This window comes from Janthinobacterium breve (assembly GCF_051380895.1).
GTDB lineage: Bacteria > Pseudomonadota > Gammaproteobacteria > Burkholderiales > Burkholderiaceae_D > Janthinobacterium.
In genome coordinates this window covers 1-20,428 of record NZ_JBNYXY010000013.1, presented here as the reverse complement: position 1 = coordinate 20,428, position 20,428 = coordinate 1, and the positions used below count along the sequence as shown (strand labels likewise).

Genomic DNA, 20,428 nt, shown 5'->3' with positions numbered 1-20,428 from the left:
AGAAGATGAACAACACATTCACCAATACAGTGGGCGCGCTGCTGCTGGCGCTCGCCGCCAGTACCCCCGGCTCCGCCTGGTCTGCCGACGCCACCACCCCGAACGCCCAGCTGATACGCCAGGGTGAATACCTGGCCCGCGCCGGCGACTGCATCGCCTGCCATACGGCCGGCACCAAGGGCCAGCCGTTCGCGGGTGGCCTGGGCATGGAAACGCCGATCGGCAAGGTATATTCCACCAACATCACGCCCGACAAGAAGGCCGGCATCGGCGACTGGAGCTATGCCGATTTCGACAAGCTGATGCGCACCGGCGTGACCAAGCACGGCTACACGGTGTATCCGGCCATGCCCTACCCGTCATACTCGCGCTTGAGCGAGGCGGACATGCAGGCCCTGTACGCCTATTTCATGCATGGCGTGAAGGCGGACCCGACGCCAAACAAGGCGGCCGACATCCCGTGGCCGCTGTCGATGCGTTTCCCTTTGACCATCTGGCGCTGGGCCTTCGCGCCCACGCCGCAGCCCTATAAAACGCCGGTCACGGGCGATGTGCAATTGCTGCGCGGCGCCTACCTGGTGCAGGGCCTGGGCCACTGCGGTGCTTGCCATACGGCGCGCGGCGTGGGCATGCAGGAAAAATCGCTGACGGAAGCGGGTAATACCACCTTCCTGGCGGGCGGCGGCGTGATCGACAGCTGGTCCGTGCCCTCGCTGCGCAATGAACATGGCGGCGGCCTGGCGCGCTGGAGTGCGGCCGAGATCGCTGAATTCCTGAAGACGGGCCGTAACAGCCATACGGCCTCGTTCGGCGCCATGAACGACGTGGTGGCCCATTCCATGCAGCATATGACGGATGGCGATCTGGCGGCGATGGCGAAATACCTGAAGTCCCTGCCGCCATCGAGCCAGGCCACGCCGGCGTTTGTGGCGGACGACAAGCTGGGCAAGCAATTGTTCAGCGGTATTGTCAATTCCAAGGGTGCGCAGTTGTACCTGGACCGTTGCGCCGGTTGCCACCGTTCCGACGGCAAGGGCTACGACAAGGCCTTCCCTGCGCTGGCCGGCAATGCCGTGTTGCAGACGAATGATCCGACTTCCGCCATCAATATCGTGCTGTCGGGCGGCGCCGTGCCGGCCACGCGTACGGCGCCGTCGGCGCTGACGATGGCGTCGTATGCGGACATTTTTAATGATGAGCAAACTGCGCAAGTGGTGACCTTCATCCAGACCAGCTGGGGCAACCGCGGCACACCGGTGACGGCGGCGCAGGTGGCCAAGGTGCGCAAGCTGTCCGTGCCGGTGACAGCGTCGCAGACGGAAGCGACGTTTGCGGCAGGCCGCCCGGGTACTTTCCCGCCCGTGGCGCGCCAGCCGCACCTGAAGGATGCGCCGGCAAAGTAGCAGGACGAAAAAAATGCCCGCAGCATCTGCGGGCATTTTTTATGCGGAACGCTAATGACTTATTTCATCCACAGGCGCATCGAATCCCAGGCGCGGCCGAAGATCGTTGCCTGGTTGATGGTTTCCAGTGCAACCACAGGCAGTTCCAGCAGGACCTTGTCTTCAACCATCATTTTCAGTTTGCCGACCGGGGCGTTTTCAGCCAGCGGCGCGACCAACGGGTCCTTGCGTTCCAGCACAGGTTTCATCTTGGCAGCCATGCCTTTTGGCACGGTGACGAGCACGTCGCGGGCGAAACCGATTTTCACGGTGCCTTTCGAGCCTTTCCACACTTCCGGCGTGGCCACGGCCTGGCCTTTCGAGTACAGCTTGACCGTATCGAAGTTCTGGAAGCCCCAGTTCAGCAGCTTCTGGCTTTCCTGCGTACGCGCCTGGTCGGACGTGGTGCCCAGCACCACGGAGATCAGGCGGCGCTCGCCGGTGCCGCCTGGACGGCGGGCCGACGCGATCATGCAATAGCCGGCCGCTTCCGTGTGGCCCGTCTTCATGCCGTCCACGGTCGGGTCCAGCCACAGCAGGCGGTTGCGGTTAGGCTGGGTAATCTTGTTATACGTAAAACTTTTGATCGAGTCGATTTTGTAGAATTCCGGATAGTCGGCGATCACGCGCTTGGCCAGGACGGACAGGTCTTGCGCGGTGGAATAGTTCTCGGGGCTAGGCAAGCCATGCGGATTGGCAAAGCGCGTGTTTTTCAGACCCATGCGCTGGGCTTCGCGGTTCATCAGCACGACGAAAGTGCCTTCATCGCCGGCGACGGCTTCAGCCAGCGCCACGGCGGCGTCGTTACCCGATTGAATCATCAGGCCATGCAGCAAGTCGTCGATCGACACGGGGGTGGCCGGGTCGATGAACATCTTCGAGCTGCTCGAATCGACTTTCCAGGCGCGCACGGAGACATTCACTTTTTGGTCCAGCGCCAGTTTCTTTTCGCGGATGGCGGCAAACGTCAGGTAGGCCGTCATGATCTTGGTCAACGATGCCGGCTCGATGCGCGCGTCCGGATCTTGCGAAGCAATGATCTGGCCACTCGTGGCGTCAAGCAGCAGCCAGGACTTGGCGGCGATGGTCGGGGCTGGAACGCTCTGGGCGTAGGCGGCGGATAGGAAAAGTACACTGGAGGCCAGTGCCGCTAAAAGTTTTTTCATGGAGGCTGGTCTGCGAAAAAGATGAAGGCTGGGGGCCATGTTGTTGCTGCTTACATGGCCGCGTGGAAAAAACGGATCAATTATAGCCGTGGAGACGGTAGTAAGCCCACACTTCAATGATCATCTGCTGCGATTGCGGGTTTGTCACCATGCCACAGCGCAATCACGAGATTCTTGATGTGATTGAGCTTGCGGTGGAAAAAGTGGTCGGCGCCGGGGATCACGATCACGGGAATGTCTTGTGGACGGGCCCAGTCGAAGACGGCGGACAGGGGAATTGTGTCGTCCAGTTCGCCGTGGATCAAAATGGTGTCGGCCGGAATGTCGGCCATGGCCCACTTGCCGGCTGCGCTGCCGATCAGCGCCAGGCGCTCGACGGGCGTGCCGGCGGCGGCCAGGCGTTCCTGCAGTTTCGATTGCACGAAGGTGCCGAACGAGAAACCGGACAAGGCCACGGGCAAGCCCGGGTACAGGCTGCGCATGTGTTCATACAGCAATTGCATGTCGTCCGTCTCGCCCGCGCCATGGTCATGCACGCCTTCCGAAGCGCCCACGCCGCGGAAGTTGATGCGCGCCACCACGTAACCGAGGGCGACAAAGGCGCGCGCCAGGGTTTGCGTGACCTTGTTATCCATCGTGCCGCCATACAGCGGATGCGGATGGGCAACGAGGGCGATGCCGCGCGGGGTGTCTGCCGGGAAATCGAGCAAGCCTTCCATGCTGCCTGCATGGCCGGCGAGGGTAAATTTTTCCGAGTTTCTGTTCATGATGCTCATACTGGTGACGTAGGCTTAAATTAAGATTAAATATAGGGCTTAGATTTTGAGGCGTTCGACAATCTTGCCGCCCACCAGGTGCGTATCGATGATTTCATCGATATCGCTGGTGTCGACATAGGTGTACCAGGTCGCTTCCGGGTAGATGACCAGCAGCGGGCCTTCCTCGCAGCGGTCCATGCAGCCCGCCTGGTTGATGCGGATCTTGCCCGCGCCATTCATGTCGAGCTCCTTGATGCGGCGCTTGCAATGCTTTTGCGCCGCTTCCGCGCCATGGTCGCCGCAGCTGTTGCGGCCGTCTTCACGTTTATTCATGCAGAAAAAAACGTGGCGTTCAAAATACGGTGCGTCGCTCATACTATGCTCCTGCTGATTCATCAATACGCCATCATAGCGCTTATGGGGTGTCTTCGCGACGCTGGCGCTGCGCATCGTCCTGCCGGTTCAGGCGGTGCGAGGGCAGGCACAGGAACCACAGGGCCATGAAAGGCCACAGCAGGGCGAGGAATTGCGCCGCGCCATTAAAGTTCAGGAACTTGCCTTGTACCCAGCCTTGCAAGGTGGACATGAAATACGGATTGATCGGCGTTGTATTCACCATCACCAGGCTCAGCAGCAAGGTGGCGGCCGCGATGCGGCGCTGCGCCACATGGGGCGCGAACGCCAGGCCGCCCAGCATGATCAGGCCGATCAAAAAGCCGCCCTGGGCACCCGGCGTGATCCAGACGAAGGCGTTTTCGGGCGAAAACAGCAGCGCGCTGGCCATCGACCGCACGATCAAGGCCGCGGCGATGAGGGCCAGCATCAGCACGGCGCGCGGTGCCGCGCGGCGCAGCAGGCACAGCAAGGTGAGCACGGCGCCCGTCATGCCGCAAGCCGTGATGATGGTTTCTGATAGCCAATATTGCTCGACGGTCAATATCACATCGGGACGCAGATACGTGGCCAGGTCGATCTCCATGCCGATCAGGCTGGAAAGCCAGTCCGACAGGATGGGCAGCAGCTGGCCCAGGCCGAACAGATAGCCTTGCGGATAGATTTGCGCCAGTGGCCACAAGGCTACCAGCACCAGACCCTGGCTGGCGTGCTGGGCAAACCAGCGCTGGCGCACGCGGTACAAATGGCTATGGTCGAGCAGTTTGCGCGCCGTCAAGGCACCGATGAGGGAACCGATAAAGCAGCCGGCCGAATTCGTATAAAAGTCGAGATTCGACGACACGCGGCTGGGCAAATAGGTTTGCACCGCTTCCATGCTGCCGGAAATCAACATACCGCACAGGCTGGCGATCACGACGGCAAAAAATCCCGTGACCCTGGGAAACAGCGAATATACGATCAGCGCGCCCAGCGGGATGTAGCCGACGATGTTGATGCCCACGTCAAAGCCCGTCCAGTAGCGGGGCATGCGCGTGTTTTCCAGGAACGTCAGCGGTGACAAGCCATTGCTGTGCCAGCCCGTGAACGGGAACCAGCTGGCGTAGACGATCAGAAAGACGTAAGCGAGCAGGGTCGCGCGCGACACGGGCGACGAGCGTACGGGCGGCAGTGGCGCTGGCGGGCTGGCAGGGGCTGCGGAGGCGGTCATTCTGTGACGGTCATTCTTTCGGGATGGTCAGCGTGCCCAGCCAGACCAGCAGGTCGGTGGCGATGGCGTCCGATGCTGCCGCCAGCGCCTGCGCGCCGCCTTGCGCGTCGGCACTACCGGCCGGGCCGCTGCGGCTGAAGGTTTTCTGGTCGATCAGGCGGTGGCCGCGGAACAGCGAGGCGCGCAGCGAGACGTGGCCGCTGCTGTGCGTTTGCGTATCGAAGTTTTGCGAAAAATCATCGACGTCGATGCGCAGCAGGGGAATGCCGGCGGCCGCGTCCGTAGTCGACAACACTTTCACGCCGCTTTGCGCCACGCGCGTCTTCAGGCGCTGGCTCAACAGTTGCAGCGGCGGCGTGTTCCAGCGGTTATAGGCGTACGGTCGCGATTGCTGTGCATCGGCGTACAGCAGCCGGTAATACATGCGCTGGCTGTCCAGCCAGGAAGGGCCGTTGGCGTCGGCGATCACCAGCACGGGCACGGGCGGCGTGCTCGCCGGCACGGTCGCCATCGGCGCCACCGGGCCGAAATCATAAAATGTGGGGACGGGGCCGCGGCTGGCGCAGCCGCCCAGCAGGAAAGCGCCGGCCAGGGCCAGCAACGTGAGATTGCGAGGGATGTGCATGCTTCGTTCTCCTTATTTGCCCGGCGCCGAAAAACCGGGCTCGCCCGGACCGGGCGGGATGTCTGGGGCGCCGAACAAGATGCTCTGCGGCTGTTCATTGAGCGTGCTCATGGTGGTTTTCAGGGCGCGCATCGAGGAGCGCGCCTCGCCGCTCAGCTCGATAACCTGCGGCAGCACTTCCAGCGATACGCCATTGGCCACCGTTTCCACCGAATTGCCGACCCGGTCGACCGTGCCATTGACCTTGTCGAGCACGCCGCCGGGCGCCTGGATGTCATTGCCCAGCTTTTTCCAGGTGGCCGTCAAGTCCGACACGTTCTTGCTGGCCGTGCTGACGGCCGTCAAGGTTTGGCGTGTTTGTTCCGTCAGTTGCGGCAATTGCGTCAGGGTCGGCTCCAGTTGCTGCGGAATGGCGCCAAAGGCCTTGGCTGCCTTGCCCACCTCATTGAAGGCGCCCAGCATGGCCGCCTGGTTGTCGGGGCTGAGCAGGTTGTTGACCTTGTTGGTGATTTGCTCGGCCTGGTCGAGGATGCGCTTGCCGCGCTTTTCCAGCTGGTCGAGCAAGCCGGCGCGCAGGGGAATCAGCGAAGGCTTGTCTTTGCTGGTTCCCAATAATTTGGAGCCCACGTGCTCGTCGTCGAGCTGGATGTAGGCGATGCCCGTCACACCCTGGTAGCCCAGGGTGGCAAAGGTGGTGTTGGTGACGGGCGTGTCGGGCGCCACGCTGATGTGCACGAGGATTTGCCCCGCTTTTTGCGTGTCGAAATCGATGGCGTCGACCTTGCCCACTTCCAGGCCCCGGTAGCGCACGGTCGCCTGCGGGTTGAGGCCCGGCACGGACAGGGTGGTGGCCAGCAGATACGGGACGCGCTCAACGCGGTCGCGGTTGAACCAGACGCCGAACAAAATGGCGGCCACCAGCAAGGTGAGTGTAAAAAATCCCGTCATCAGGGCATGTGATCTGTTTTCCATTACTTCTCCGCTTTCTTGTCTGTGCCGGCGTCAGCGCCTGGCTGCGCAGCATTGCCTGCCGCCGCCTGTTTTTCATCGAGGACGGCCAGCGCGCGCTTGCCGCGGTCGCCGAGGAAAAATTGCTTGATGAACGGGTGGTCGACTTCGATCACCTCGCGCGTGGGGCCGATGGCGATCACGTGTTTTTCCGCCAGCACGGCGATGCGCGTGGACAGGGCGAACAGGGTGTCGAGGTCATGCGTGACCATCACCACCGTCAAGCCCAGCTCGCGGTGCAGCGACTGGATCAAAGAGACAAAACTTTCCGACAAGTCCGGGTCCAGGCCCGCCGTCGGTTCGTCGAGGAACAGCAGCTTCGGTTCCAGCGCCAGGGCGCGCGCCAGCGCCACGCGCTTGATCATGCCGCCCGACAAGTCCGACGGCATTTTCAGCGCATGTTCCGGGCCCAGTCCCACCATATTCATTTTCAATAATACCGCGTCGTGGATCAGCGCCTCGGGCAGCACGCGCAATTCGCGCATCGGCTGGGCCACATTGTCGAACACGGTCAGGGCCGAATACAGGGCGCCTTGCTGGAACAGCATGCCCCAGTGGTTGCGCAGCTGCTGCAACTGGTCGGAACTTGCCTTGTTGATATCTTCGCCAAAGACTTTGACGCAGCCCCGCGCCGGATGTTCCAGGCCCAGCATCTGGCGCAGCAGCACAGTCTTGCCCGTGCCGGAGCCGCCCACGATGGAGAGAATTTCGCCCCGTTCGATTTCCAGGTTCAAGTCCTGGTGCACGACGGTGCGGCCGAACTTGGTCCACAAGTTGGTGATTTCCACCACGGGCGCGCTGCCATGCAGGTTGAACCGGCCCTCGTTGCCTTCGCTCGCCTGGCAAGCGTTATCCTTGTCTGCCATCAATATCCCACTCCATTGAAGACGATGGCGAACACGGCGTCGGCCAGGATCACGACGGTAATGGCCGTAACGACGGCAGTGGTGGTGCCGTGCCCCAGGCTTTCCGTATTGGCCTTGATGCGCAAGCCGAAGTGGCAGGAGACGAGGGCGATCAGCATGCCGAAGATGACGCCTTTGCCCAGGCCGATCATGTAGTTGGCCAGCGGCACTGCGTCCGGCAGCTTCTGGATGAAGTAGCGCGCCGACAAGTTTAATTCCACCTTGGCCGCCACCATGCCGCCGATCAGCGCGGCCGTATCCGTCCAGATGACGAGCAGTGGCATGGAAATGGCCAGGGCCAGCACTTTCGGCATGATCAGGCGGAAACCGTGCGAAATGCCCATCACCAGCATGGCGTCGAGCTCTTCCGTGACACGCATGACGCCCAGCTGCGCCGTGATGGACGAGCCCGAGCGGCCGGCCACGAGGATGGCCGCCAATAAAGGCCCCAGTTCGCGGATGACGCTCATGCCCAGCAGGTTGACCAGGTAAATGTCGCCGCCAAAGGCGCGCAGCTGCTGCGCCGACAGGTAGGACAGCACGACGCCGATCAGAAAGCCCACGAGCGCCGTGATGCCCAGTGCCTGGAAGCCCGCATGGAAGATATTGGCGGAAATTTCACGCCATGGCCCGCGCATGGGATGGCGCGCGAAGCGGCCGATATCCTGCGTCACCTGGCCCACGAGGGCAATAAACCCCTTCAAATGTTGGGAAAACAGCAGGATGGCCATGCCCAGTTTCATCACGGGCGTGAGGCGGTTGGCGCGCGAGGGGGGCGTTTCCAGGGGACCCGTCTCTTCGATGCGCCGGAAAAACTCTTCCAGCGATGGCGCCAGGGTCAGTTGCGCTGGACGCCGCTTGCCCCAGGCATTCCAGAACAGCTGGGCGCCGATATGGTCCATGCTATCGATCTGCGACAGGTCCCAGCTGGCATTCGCGTCGCCCTGCAGGGGCTTGAGCTGGGCGTCGATGGCCTTGATCGCATTCTCATGCGCGAGGGCGTGCACCTGCCAGGTGCCGCTGGCAGTGACGACGGCTCCTTGTTGGGAGCTGGTCTGGGAGAGGGTCAGTTTCGGCGATTGTACAGTCGGCATCGTGCCAGTTTAAGGGAGAATGGCGCAGACCGCCACCGCTGTTCAATCGCCGCCGTCTCAGGATGCCAAGTGACGCGCCTGCCGCTGTGGCAGGGCGATGTCCGGACGCACCTTGGTGTTGTTAGTGCTCACTTCGCCTGTTTTGGCTTGCGCGGCTGCCTGCGCGCCGCCCGCATAGTCGCTGGCCAGCAGGGCATTGGCCTCTGCCGCGCTCATGCCGCGCGTCTGCAGCCATTGCGCCACCAGCTTGGCCAGGCGCTCCATGGCGATGCGGTGCGTTGCGTCCGTATGAGCGTACAACCAGTTCGAAAAGTCCATGAAGTTTTCAAACGGCGACTCGCCCAGCATCCATTGCACCGTATTGGCAAAGCGGCCCGAGTTGGCCACCAGGTCCCAGTAGCGGGCGAAGCGCACCAGGCGCTGCATGCTCATGAAATCGAGGTGTTTATTCGCCAGGATGGTGTAGGGCGGGTGCGGGTCGAACACCATGCCGTAATTTTCCGTATGGCGGATGATGGGCGTGCCGCGCAGCCGCTTCAAGATGCCGAACTGGATTTCATGCGGTTTCAGGGCCACCAGCTTGTTGAAGCCGGCCGCAAAGCTGGCTTCATCCTCGCCCGGCAAGCCGGCGATCAAGTCCACGTGCAAGTGGGCATGGGATTCTTCGCACAGCCAGCGGATGTTATCGGCCGCCTTTTGATTATCCTGCTTGCGGCTGACCAGCGCTTGCACGTCCGGATTGAAACTCTGGATGCCGATTTCGAACTGCAGCGCGCCGGGCGGGAACTTGCTGATGCCTTCTTTCAGGGCATCGGGCAAGTGGTCGGGCACCAGCTCGAAGTGGGCATAGATCGGGTCGTCCGGGTTGGCGGCGATCTTGTCCAGAAAGAACTGCATGATCTTCAGGCTGGTCTTGATGTTCAGGTTGAACGTGCGGTCGACGAACTTGAACAGGCGGGCGCCGCGTGCATGTAGCGATTCCATCTCGGCCAGGAAGTTGTCCAGCGCGAAGGGCCAGGCCGTCTTGTCCAGCGCCGACAGGCAGAATTCGCACTTGAACGGACAGCCGCGCGACGCTTCCACGTAAATCGTGCGGTGACGGATATCGTCGTCTGTATATAGAGAGTAAGGCAGCTGCAGTTCCGCCAGCGGGGCTTGCACGCCCGCGTGGATCTTCATCAGCGGTTTTGGCCCGTTGAGGATCTCGCCGCACAGTTTGGGGAAGGTGACGTCGCCCCAGCCCGTGATCAGGTAGTCGGCCAGCTTGACGATCTCCTGCTCACCCGCCTCGTGCGACACTTCCGGCCCGCCCAGCACGATGATGATCTCGGGCGCCACGCGCTTGAGCATGGCCACCAGTTTCGTGGTTTCCTCGACGTTCCATATATACACGCCAAAACCGATGATGCGCGGCTTGTTCGCCAGGATGCGCTCGACCAGTTCCGTGGTTTTCGTGCCGATGACGAATTCCTGCAACCGCGTCTGCGCCTGCAACGGCCCCATATTGGCCAGTAAATAGCGCAATCCCAGCGAGGCGTGGGTGTAGCGGGCGTTCAGGGTGGAGAGCAGGATGGTCATGAGAGGCGATTGAAACGGCGAAACCGCTATTTTACGCTGTCGCGTCACCGGTGCGCTGCGGCCACAAATGCCATGTTACCATTTGTCAATAATTACTAACTTGTCAATGCTGTGGCAGGCTAAAAGGATACAAGGTGCTGGCGAAAAAAGTACGCAATAAGAAAGTCCTGTTCGGGGCACTTGCCGGGGTGGCGCTGGTGGCCGCCGCGCTGGTCGGCTACCGGGTCTTCGGCTGGGGCGTGATGGGGCCGGTCAACGGCCTGAAGCTGGATTTATCCCGGCCCGACGCCCTGGTCCGGACGAAAAGCCTGTCGACCTTGCCACGCGACCTGCTGACGGTGCCGCTGGCGCGCGACGTGCTGCGCGAGGATTTCCTGTTCTATTACGAGCAAAGCGAAGACCGGCTGGGGCTCAAGGGCAGCCTGCGCCGCATCGCCTACGAACATGCGCTGGGCTGGGGCGACCAGCTGCTGCGCATGGTGCTGGACCAGCCGGCTGAAGTGGCCTTGTGGCGCGACGCCGACGGCTCGCTCAAGCATTTCGCCATCGCCGTGTCGCGCAGCCAGTTGACGCGCCTGCTCGAAGAAGCGGGCAAGATCGCCTTGAAGGATACGCAAATGCGCGTGGCCGGCAGCTTGCGCGTCGATGGCGACACCGTGCCCGTGTACGCGTTGAACTATGCCTATCAGCGCACCTTGCTGTTTGCAGCACATGGCCAGCGCCTGGTCATCCTGTCCCATCCCGGCATGCTGTATGGCGGCAGCGACGGCAAGCACGGCGATGGCACGGCCGAGAAAACCGTGGCCAGCCTGCTGGCGCCGGAGCCGGCCAAACAGAATGTCTTTCATGCGCAGTTCCATCTCGATAACGCCGCGCCCGAGGGCCACAGCATCGCCGTCAAGGCGGATTTCCTGTCGTTCGGCTACCAGCCCTTCTTTGGCGCGCTCGAAGCGCTGCGCTTCGATTTTCAACAGGGCACCTGGCAATCGAAGGTGCTGCTCAATGCCGACAAGCTGAAGAACGGCGGCTATGACAGTAGCGCCCTGTGGCCGCTGCTGCCGCATAATCCCAGCGCCTGCTTCAGCGTGCCGGTCGACTGGACCGCGCTGCAGCCCGTGCTCAAGCGCCTGGGAAACAAGACATCCGAGCCGGTGGTTCCGTTGGCCCAGCACTTGCAAGGGCCTGCCGCCGCCTGCTGGTACGGCACTTCGCGCCTGCATACGCCGGTTTTTGTTGCCACGCGCAGTGCGCAGGCCGGTGATGACGCTTTATATGGAAGCCTGTTCGAGGCGGCCATCGGCGGCAAGGACCCCGTGCGCAAGACCACCGGCAAGGATGGCAAAGGTGCGTTCGTGCGCTGGGAGCGCAGCGTCGCCACGGCCCTGGGCCAGTCCACGCCGGCGCTGGCCGTGGCCGGCAATACCGTCGTTTTTTCCGCCGACGGCAAGCTGGTGGACCAGGTGCTGGCCGTGCGCCGCAAGCAGGCGCCGGCGGCCAGCGACTTGCTGCCCGATGCTTCCCGCACGATAGGCCTGATCGCGCCGGCGTCGCTGGCCCGGCTGATCCAGCTGGAAGCCTTCGATACCTTGCCGGCGAATAAGGAACCAGTACTGCGCGCAGCCGCTAACGAACACCTGGTGCCGCGCCTGAACGCCTTGAAAAAATATCCGCCGTTGCGCATGGTGCTCAAGCGGCAGCCAGCCAGCGGCACCGCATGGGAAACGCTGGAATGGCAGGAGACTGCGCGATGACGGTGTGGCATGCACGCCGTGCCGCCTTGCGCTGGCTGGCGGGAGGGGCTGCCGCTGTTGCCTTTCCCCATGCCTGGGCCCTGCGCGCGGCCGCCGATCCACAAGTGCAGCTGTCACAGGCCCAGAGCCGCGCCTTCCAGGCCTGGATGTTGCGCATCGTCAACGCGCAGATCGAACGGGGACCGTCTCCGCGCTGGACGCACCGCGATTGCGCCGGCCTGGTGCGCTTTGCCGTCAACGAGGCGCTCACCGTGCATGACGCGAAGTGGCTGCATGCGAACGGCATCGCCAGCGACCGGCGCCTGCCGCCCGAGCTGGAGCTTGGCGCGGCCCAGGCGGCCTTGCGCAATCGCTGGGTACAAACGGGCGGCAAGGTCGGCCACTTTGTCACGGCGCTGGCGCTGGTGCAGCACAACAGCCGTTTCATCGCCCGCGAAATCAGCCAGGCGCTGCCCGGCGACCTGCTGTTTTTCGACCAGGGCGACGAACAGCACCTGATGGTCTGGATGGGTGCGCGCATCGCCTACCACACCGGCACCGTCACTCCCGACGACAATGGTCTGCGGACCGTCGATATCAAAGAACTTACGAGCTGGAAGGACACGCGGTGGCAACCTGTGGTCAACAATCCGAATTTCGCCGGTGTGTTCCGGCTGGCGTTTTTATCATGAAGCTATTCTTTGTCAGCTTGTTGGCGTTGGTGCTCATTGGCGGCGCTTCGGCGCAGGAACGTGAACCGAGCAACTACACGACCTTCAAGGGCGAGCCCTTTTTCCTGCTGTCGGACGCCAGTTACGGTAGCAGCGACGAGTCGCGCGTGCGGCTCGAGGTGCCCGGCCGCGACATGGGGCGCATGAACCTGGAAGCGTATTCGGGCGCCGACATCGTTATCTACCGCGTGCCCGAGCCGATGGAATTCCTGAAAAAGCAGCGCAATCTGCATCGCATCCAGGTCGAGGGCAATTACCAGGGTGAAGGCCTGGCCAATACCTTGAGCTTTCTGTGGGATAGCTGGTGGAAGCAGTCGCGCCTGGCCTGGCGCAAGCTGTTTTCCGGCGAGGCGCGCCGCGCGGTCACCAAGGAACAGCCGCAGCTGGCCACCAATGACGCGGCCCGCCGGCCGACCGTATTTGCCAACCATCCGCAGTACAAGCCGATCAAGGGCATGGAGCTGGTGGACAGCTTCCGCTATCCGATCTGGCAAGCCAAGGCCATCGCCCCGCCGAAAGGCGTCAAGCTCGATGGCTCCAGCAGTGACTTCATCGTCGCCGGCGCCGGCAATGTGATGATCCCGCTGGGCAAGCGCAAGCCGGGCTTGTACCTGGTCGAAGCGATCATCGGCGAGCACCGCGCTACCACCCTGGTGTTCGTGTCGGATACGGTGGCCGTCACCAAGGTGTCGTCCGGCCAGATGCTGGTCTGGACGGCGCGGCGCGACACCAGCGCCGCCGTGGCCGGCGCCAGCGTGGCGTGGACCGACGGCACCGGCGTGCTGCAGTCGGCGGTTACTGGTGCCGACGGCGTCGCGTCGCTCGAGCGCGGCAGCCCCGAACATACGTATGTGCTGGGCCAGGACCGCGCCGGCGGCGTGTTCGTGTCCGAGAATTTTTACTATGACAGCGAGATCTATAACACCAAGATTTATGCGGTGACCGACCGGCCCCTGTACCGGCCCGGCGACGAGGTCAACGTCAAGTTCCTGGGCCGTGAATTTACGTCGGCGCGCGCATCGCAGGCGGCGGCTGCTGCACCGCTGAGCTTGACCGTGCTCAATCCGAACGGCACGCCGCTGCTGACGCAAACGCTGCAGCTGTCCGGCGACACGGGCGCCGAGACGCGCTTCCGCCTGCCCACGGAAGCCACCGCCGGTGGCTATGAGCTGCGCTTCAATTACAAGGATGGCGTGTACGGCGCGGCCTTCCGCGTGGCCGAATACGTCAAGCCGCACTTTGAAATCAACGTCCAGCCATCGAAACCGGAATTCAAGACGGGCGAGGCGGTCAAGGGCAGCATCGCGTTGCGCTACCCGGATGGAAAACCGGTGAAAAACGCGAAGATGACCCTGTCGCTGCGCAGCCAGCAAAACACCATGGTCGAGGGTGAGCTGCGTTACAGTGGCCTGTTCCCGGTGGCCTTGAAGACCGAGGAAGTGACGAGCGACGGCAGCGGCAATGTGGACTTCACCTTGCCACCCGCCGCCGATCCCTCGCGCTACATCTTGACCGTGCTGGCGACCGATGGCGCGGCCTACCGCGTCAAAACGACGCGCGAGCTGATGATAGAACGCTCAAGCAGCAGCTATCAGTTGAAGGCCACGCGCCAGTTTTCCGATCCGGGCCAGACAGTGCATTTCGACCTGGTGGCCGATGGCCAGGGCGCGGCGAAGCCCGTGCGCTGGGAGATGGTGCAGCTGGAAAAACAGAGCAAGACCGAGGGCGCGTTCGATCCAAACGCCAAGGGCTGGGACGTGACATTCCCGGCCTCCGGCTCGTATCAGCTGGCGCTGCGCGACGAACGCGGCAACCTGCTGGCCGCCGCCAGCCACTGGGTCGCCGGCGATGGCGTGCAGACGACGCCGGGCAGCATCGAGATCGTGCTGGATCGCGCCCGCTATCGTCCGGGCGATACCGCCGAAGCCTTGATCACGTTCTCGGATAAGGTCGACCAGGCGCTGTTGACGCTCGAGCGCGACAAGGTGGAACACCATGGCTTGATGGCCGGCGCCGCTGATTGGTACCAGGCGAAGCGCGTGGCGCCGCGGCAGTGGCGCGTGCGCATTCCCGTCAAGGAGGAGCATGGTCCGAACATGACATTCTCGGTGGCGTACACGCGCAATGGCGACTTCGTGTTCGAGAACGCCGGCCTGCAAGTGATCGAACCACGCATCGCGCTGCAGTTCAAGAGCGACAAGGAGGTCTATCAGCCCGGCGAGAAGGTGACCCTGGACGTCAAGGCCAGCCTCGATGGCAAGCCATTGAGCACCCTGGTGGCGCTGGGCGTGGTCGATGAAATGATCTATGTTCTGCAGCCGGAAATCGCGCCCGACATCGGCGACTTCTTCTATCATCCGCGCCGCAACAACGTGCGTACCACGGCCAGCCTGTCTTTCATCAGCTACGACATGGCGCAGGGGCGCACTGCCGGTGCGCCTGCGCGCCACAACTACAACGAGCGTGGCGTCAAGGTGCTGGAACGTCCGCGCCGCGACAATATCGATACCGCCTACTGGGCGCCATCGCTGAAGACCGACGCGAATGGCAACGCACGCGTGAGTTTCACCATGCCCGACGCGCTGACCCGCTGGAGGATCACTGGCCGCGCGATGGATAGCCAAGGTCGCGTGGGCCAGCGCACCGCCTATCTGCGGTCGGACAAGAACTTCTATGCCAAGTGGACCGCGCCCGACTGGATGCGTGCCGGCGATGCGCCGCGTGCCTCGGTGGCCGTGTTCAACCAGACTGGCAAGGAGCAGGCGCTCGACGTTGTCCTCTCCGACGGGGCGCAGCCGAAGACGGAAAGGCTGTCCGCCAAACCGGGCGTCAATTACGTTGAATTCCCGCTGGCGGCAGGTAGCGGGCCGCTGCGCCTGGAGCTGAAACAGAACGGCAAACTGGTCGACGCGCTCGACACGGCCATGCAAACCTTGCCCGCCGCCTGGAGCAGTCCGCGCTCGCTGGTGCTGCCGCTTGATGGTGCTGGCAGTGAGCTCGCGCTCAAGTTGCCGGCGGACGCCCGCAATATCCGCGTCTCGTTCGCGCAGGGCGCCGCAAGTCACTTCGCGCGCATTGCCGACGACCTGATCGACTATCCCTACGGCTGCGTGGAGCAGACGGCGAGCCGTTTAATCCCGCTCGCGCTGGCCACGCAAAGCCTGGGGCCGGACGCCGGCGCGGCAAGCGAACGCCTGCAAACGCTGCTCACGGCGCAGCGCCTGCGCCTGGTGTCCATGGCGGGGCCAAACGCCGTCTTCGGCTGGTGGGGCAATGCCACGGACGGCAATGCGTTGATGACAGCGTACGCCTATTACGCCGACTGGTATGCGGCGCGGGCGCTGCACATCGAGCTGCCGCCCGAGCACTGGAACAAGCTGCTGGCCGTCTATAGCGAACATGGCTTGAAAGATGCGATGGGCGACCGCGCGCTGGTGTTGTGGATGGCGCGTGAGATGGGCTTGCCCACGCAGACGCTGGCCGCCGGCCTGGTGGACGACAGCGCTGTTGCGATCCTGGGCGGCAAGCCGCGCCAGGCGGGCGACAGCGGCAGCCTGCTGCTGGGCGGCGCCCTTGATCGCGAAGCGCAATCGATGGCTTTGGGCCTGGTGGCGCTGGTCGCCAGCCAGAATGGCATCGCCTTGTCGCATTCGCTTCAGCTGCAAGTGGCCAGCGCCTGGCAAGTCTTGCGCGAGTCCAAGGCGCCAGTGGCGCAGGCCTTGCTGATGCTGGCTGGCGAAGTGCCGCCATCGCAGGCCGATGCGGTACTGGCCGGCGTGCGCGCCGAGATGCCGACCCTGGACCGCGCGATGACCTTGCTGTGGGTGCAAAAGAAGCTGGGCGGCGCATCGTTCGGCAAGGGACCCGCCGTCGCGCTGGACGGCGCCTGGCAAAAACGCGACAGCCGCAGCGGCCAGCCGCTCTGGCGCTGGACCGATGCCAGGAGCGTGCCGGACAAATTGCGTCTCGCCGCATCGACTCCGGTACCGGCCGGCACGGTGGCCGTGCTGCAGTATGACAGCCATGCCGCCGAAACGCAGAGCTTGCCGGTTGCCGTCGAACGGCGCATCCTGCGCATGAAGCAAGGCAAGGGCGGCTACACGACGGAGCTGGTCAAGCCGGGCGAGGCGTTCAGCACGGACGCGCTGTATCTCGATGAAATCACCTTGAAAGCGGCGCCGGGCGCGAAGCATCGTTTTGGTCTGCTGGAAGTGGCGCTGCCACCGGGCGCCATGGTCGAATCGACCACCTGGGGCATGGTCATGGCGGGCGATAAGCCGGCCGCGCTGGAACGCGCGCGCCACACGGAGCGCCGCGATGGTTATGCGGTGCCGGTCGAGCCTTTGGCCGGCGACGTGACCGTGCGCCATTTGCTGCGCTTTGCGCAAAAGGGCAGTTATGTGCTGCCGCCGGCGCGCTTCTACCGTATGTACCAGCCGGAGCAGAAAGCCTTCGAGGGCGGCGGCAAGACCACACGCGCGCTGAAGGTCGAGTGATGCGCGTGGCACTTCCTGCATTGATGGCGACCCTGCTGCTGGCCGCGCCCGCTTGGTCTGCATCGCTGGATGTGGCCTGGCGGCGCGATGGCAAGACGGAAGTGCGCCAGCTACGCAAGGGCGGGGCGGCGCCGCCGCCTTTCGACGGCACGCGGCAAGTGCCGCTGGCCAGCCTGTGGAAGCTGTTCGTGTATGTGTATGCGACCGATAACAAGGTAGCGATGCCGGATTACCGCTGCGGCGGCCGCGATCCGGAAGAAGTGTATTGCTGCGATGCGGGCCAGAGCATTGGCCACGACGCGGCACTGGCGCAGTCCTGCGGCCTCTTCTTCTCGCCCAAGCGCTTGATGATCGCGCCGGCTTCATGGCGCCAGTACTGGACCGGCCGCCTGGGTAGCGCGCCTGCAGGCGACTTCGCCTGGCTGGCGGATCCCGCCCAGTTGGCGCCGGCGCGCATGGTGCGCCTGGACAGCTTGCTGCGCGCGCTGGACAGCATCCCGGCCGCCAGCCGCGTGGACGCCGAAGCGGCCCTGCTGCGCGTGGTGCTGGATGGACGCGGCGCCGGTACGGCGCGCTGGTTCGGCAGCCAGTTGCGCGTAAAAACGTATTCCTGGCACGAGCAGCGCCGGGCAGACGAGCGTATCGGTGGCGCAGCCGGCTGGCTGGCCGACGGCACGCCGATCTGGTTTGGCGGCGCGGGTGGCAGCAGCAATGTCTTTGAACAGTGGGCCCCCAGGCTGGCCGCCAGTTTGCCGAAAGTCGGCGCGGCCGACGACGGCGGCTGCGTGGTGGTCGATTACTTCAAGCGCTATCCGATTCGCACCGTGCGCGGCGAGCGTGGCGTGGCGGCACCCGGCCCGCTCAATGGCCGCTACCATGTGCAGTTCGAGAATGGCCAGAACCTCGCCTTGCGCAGCACCGGCGAGTTGATGCTGGTACAAGAGAAGGGCGGCCGCCCGCAGTTGCGCGGCCGCTTCGGCGTCAATGAATATGTGGCGCGGGTACTCGACCGTGAAGCGAATGCTGGCGAGCCGGAAGCGGCCAAGGCGCTGGCGATTGCTGCGCGCACGTATTTGCAGCAGAACGCAGTGAGCGTGGCGGGCTGCCAGCAGATCGCCGACAGCAGCGCGACCCAGCGCGTCAGTCCCAGCCCCGCCACGCCGGCGGCGCTGGCGATTGCGCGCTGGACCGATCAGCTGATTATCGATGGCGTCACCGTGCGCTATCACAGCAACTTGCCGTCTGAGGGTACGATGGCGTGGAGCGAGGTGGTGCGGCAGGCCAGACAGGGCAAGTACTATGATGAATTGCTGGCGGCGGCCTATCCGGGCGGCGCGCTGAGCACCTTTGGCAACACCGGTGCGCGTTGCCGTCGCCTGGCGCAGAACGAAGATTGGCTGGCGCAGTCCGTGCCGCGCTGGCAGCGCGTGCTGCTGCGCGAGGCCGGTTACGAGGCGCCGCCGCAAGCACCGCTGGTCTGTGCCCTGTCCAGCGGCGCGCCGTATTCGGAACAGTCGCGCAACCGCATCTTCATGCGTCCGCTGGCCACGCGCGAAGACCGCATCACCTTGGCCCATGAATATTTACACCTTGGCCTGCGCCGCCATCCGCGCGGCCAGGACGAAGAATATGTCGAGCGGCTGGCGCGCCGGCTCGTCGACCTTAATCTGGAGGCCCTGTGAGTTTTTATATCCGTTGCTCGATTCCCCTGATGCTATTGCCACTCTGGGCGCAGGCCCAGGTCACCATCGATGCACCGAAGGGCGGCTGGCGCAATTCGGCCGGCGCGCGCGAGGACTATACGCAAGCGGTCAATTACCCCGCCGCGTCGGTCAACCTGCAGCCGGGCCAGGCCGAAACGGCGCAGATACGGGGACGTATCGCGGGCGCCGTCAAGGGCAAGCCCGCCACCCTGGTAGTCAACGGCGTGGCGATGCCGATGGAAGTGGCCGAAGACGGCAGCTACGGCCGTCCCTATGGATTCGGCAGCGGCTCGAACAGCGTGGAAGTGCGTTCGCCGGATGGCCGGAGCCGCGCGCGCACCCAGTTTGTCGACAGCTACCAGGGCAAGACGCAGGCGCGTTTGCGTATCGTGCTGTCCTGGGACAGCGCCGGCACCGACCTCGATCTGCATGTGGTCACGCCGGACGGTGGCCACGCCTGGTATGGCAATCGCGTCTTGAAAGATGGCGGCGCGCTGGACGTGGACGTGACTACCGGCTATGGCCCGGAAATCTTTTCCAGCGCCGCGCCCCTGAAGGGCAACTATCACGCCTATGTCAATTACTACGGCAGCGGCGAGAACACCGCCATGCTGACCGTCGCCCGCCTATCGATCATCACCAACGAAGGCACGCCGCGTGAAAAGTTGCAGAGCTTCCAGGTGCCGATGCGGGCTGCCGGCGAGCTGACTTTGGTGAAATCATTCGTCTTGCCATAGTGGCCGCAAATGGCTCTTGCGGAGCCGCCGCACCTTGGCTATAATTCGCCCCCTCGCTGAACGACGCATGCAAATGCCGAGTAAAGTGAGGTAAAAAGAAGGTTGACGAAATGCTGAAAATGCTTCATACTCTTCCTTCTTCGCAGCTGACAAACACAACGCTTTGTCGATAGCGCGAAAGTAGCACCGAATACCGTTCTTTAACAATTAACAGTCGATAAGTGTGAGCATTTGATGTAAGTGCAGCGTCAATCTTCGGATTGGCGTCTAACTTAAAATATCAAATGTTCACAAGAAATAATGAAATAGGATACTTCTTCGGAAGTAGCCTGTCAGTTTTTTGAGTGAGCGACCCGTCAGCAATGATGGTGCCTGTAAAAGGGCAAAGTAACAGAGATTAAACTGAAGAGTTTGATCCTGGCTCAGATTGAACGCTGGCGGCATGCCTTACACATGCAAGTCGAACGGCAGCACGGAGCTTGCTCTGGTGGCGAGTGGCGAACGGGTGAGTAATATATCGGAACGTACCCTAGAGTGGGGGATAACGTAGCGAAAGTTACGCTAATACCGCATACGATCTAAGGATGAAAGTGGGGGATCGCAAGACCTCATGCTCGTGGAGCGGCCGATATCTGATTAGCTAGTTGGTAGGGTAAAAGCCTACCAAGGCATCGATCAGTAGCTGGTCTGAGAGGACGACCAGCCACACTGGAACTGAGACACGGTCCAGACTCCTACGGGAGGCAGCAGTGGGGAATTTTGGACAATGGGCGAAAGCCTGATCCAGCAATGCCGCGTGAGTGAAGAAGGCCTTCGGGTTGTAAAGCTCTTTTGTCAGGGAAGAAACGGTGA

15 protein-coding genes and 1 rRNA gene are annotated in these 20,428 nt (G+C 63.0%); 7 read left to right on the top strand and 9 right to left on the bottom strand.

Going from position 1 to position 20,428, the window contains the following annotated elements:
* Window positions 1-5 precede the first annotated feature (5 nt).
* Window positions 6-1,403, top strand: coding sequence for a cytochrome c (locus ACQ4W0_RS24880; RefSeq protein ID WP_436579193.1), 1,398 nt, complete (start codon window positions 6-8; stop codon window positions 1,401-1,403).
* Window positions 1,404-1,462: 59 nt separating this feature from the next.
* Here ACQ4W0_RS24880 and ACQ4W0_RS24875 read toward each other — a convergent pair whose 3' ends face one another.
* The 9 genes from ACQ4W0_RS24875 to ACQ4W0_RS24835 all read right to left on the bottom strand — a co-directional run bounded on the left by ACQ4W0_RS24875 (window position 1,463) and on the right by ACQ4W0_RS24835 (window position 10,179).
* The gene (locus ACQ4W0_RS24875; protein WP_436579192.1) at window positions 1,463-2,608 is read right to left on the bottom strand and encodes a D-alanyl-D-alanine carboxypeptidase family protein; all 1,146 of its coding nucleotides are present in this window, start codon (window positions 2,606-2,608) and stop codon (window positions 1,463-1,465) included.
* Window positions 2,609-2,721: 113 nt separating this feature from the next.
* Window positions 2,722-3,375 carry an alpha/beta hydrolase gene (locus tag ACQ4W0_RS24870; RefSeq protein WP_230523236.1) on the bottom strand — a complete coding sequence of 218 codons (654 nt, stop codon included), beginning with the start codon at window positions 3,373-3,375 and terminating at the stop codon, window positions 2,722-2,724.
* Window positions 3,376-3,423: 48 nt separating this feature from the next.
* Entirely contained in the window at window positions 3,424-3,741 is a 318-nt protein-coding gene (locus ACQ4W0_RS24865) for a (2Fe-2S) ferredoxin domain-containing protein (RefSeq protein WP_034781335.1), read from the bottom strand.
* Between the two features lie 40 nt (window positions 3,742-3,781).
* Window positions 3,782-4,969, bottom strand: a complete 1,188-nt coding sequence (locus tag ACQ4W0_RS24860; RefSeq protein WP_436579191.1) for a VanZ family protein — start codon at window positions 4,967-4,969, stop codon at window positions 3,782-3,784.
* Window positions 4,970-4,979: 10 nt separating this feature from the next.
* Window positions 4,980-5,594, bottom strand: a complete 615-nt coding sequence (locus ACQ4W0_RS24855) for an ABC-type transport auxiliary lipoprotein family protein (protein ID WP_436579190.1) — start codon at window positions 5,592-5,594, stop codon at window positions 4,980-4,982.
* A gap of 12 nt (window positions 5,595-5,606) precedes the next feature.
* On the bottom strand, window positions 5,607-6,566 hold the full coding sequence (locus tag ACQ4W0_RS24850; protein WP_071321645.1) for an MlaD family protein: 960 nt from the start codon (window positions 6,564-6,566) through the stop codon (window positions 5,607-5,609).
* Window positions 6,566-7,468 carry an ABC transporter ATP-binding protein gene (locus ACQ4W0_RS24845; protein WP_436579189.1) on the bottom strand — a complete coding sequence of 301 codons (903 nt, stop codon included), beginning with the start codon at window positions 7,466-7,468 and terminating at the stop codon, window positions 6,566-6,568. The genes ACQ4W0_RS24850 and ACQ4W0_RS24845 overlap by 1 nt, the downstream gene beginning before the upstream one ends.
* A complete protein-coding gene (locus ACQ4W0_RS24840) occupies window positions 7,468-8,601 on the bottom strand; it encodes an MlaE family ABC transporter permease (protein ID WP_436579188.1) in 1,134 nt (377 codons plus the stop codon). Before ACQ4W0_RS24840 ends, ACQ4W0_RS24845 begins: the two co-directional genes overlap by 1 nt.
* Before the next feature lie 57 nt (window positions 8,602-8,658).
* A complete protein-coding gene (locus tag ACQ4W0_RS24835; RefSeq protein WP_436579187.1) occupies window positions 8,659-10,179 on the bottom strand; it encodes a B12-binding domain-containing radical SAM protein in 1,521 nt (506 codons plus the stop codon).
* A gap of 134 nt (window positions 10,180-10,313) precedes the next feature.
* Between ACQ4W0_RS24835 and ACQ4W0_RS24830 the strand changes: the two genes are divergently transcribed.
* The 6 genes from ACQ4W0_RS24830 to ACQ4W0_RS24805 form a co-directional block, all read left to right on the top strand.
* On the top strand, window positions 10,314-11,930 hold the full coding sequence (locus tag ACQ4W0_RS24830) for a DUF2138 family protein (protein WP_436579186.1): 1,617 nt from the start codon (window positions 10,314-10,316) through the stop codon (window positions 11,928-11,930).
* Entirely contained in the window at window positions 11,927-12,601 is a 675-nt protein-coding gene (locus ACQ4W0_RS24825; RefSeq protein ID WP_436579185.1) for a DUF1175 family protein, read from the top strand. The genes ACQ4W0_RS24830 and ACQ4W0_RS24825 overlap by 4 nt, the downstream gene beginning before the upstream one ends.
* Window positions 12,598-17,136, top strand: coding sequence for an alpha-2-macroglobulin family protein (locus ACQ4W0_RS24820; RefSeq protein WP_436579184.1), 4,539 nt, complete (start codon window positions 12,598-12,600; stop codon window positions 17,134-17,136). The genes ACQ4W0_RS24825 and ACQ4W0_RS24820 overlap by 4 nt, the downstream gene beginning before the upstream one ends.
* Window positions 17,136-18,818 (top strand): DUF2300 domain-containing protein, encoded by a 1,683-nt coding sequence (locus ACQ4W0_RS24815; protein WP_436579183.1) that lies wholly within the window; start codon window positions 17,136-17,138, stop codon window positions 18,816-18,818. The genes ACQ4W0_RS24820 and ACQ4W0_RS24815 overlap by 1 nt, the downstream gene beginning before the upstream one ends.
* 29 nt (window positions 18,819-18,847) lie before the next feature.
* On the top strand, window positions 18,848-19,576 hold the full coding sequence (locus tag ACQ4W0_RS24810) for a DUF2135 domain-containing protein (protein WP_436579336.1): 729 nt from the start codon (window positions 18,848-18,850) through the stop codon (window positions 19,574-19,576).
* 399 nt (window positions 19,577-19,975) lie between these two features.
* A 16S ribosomal RNA gene (locus tag ACQ4W0_RS24805) occupies window positions 19,976-20,428 on the top strand; the annotation flags it as partial.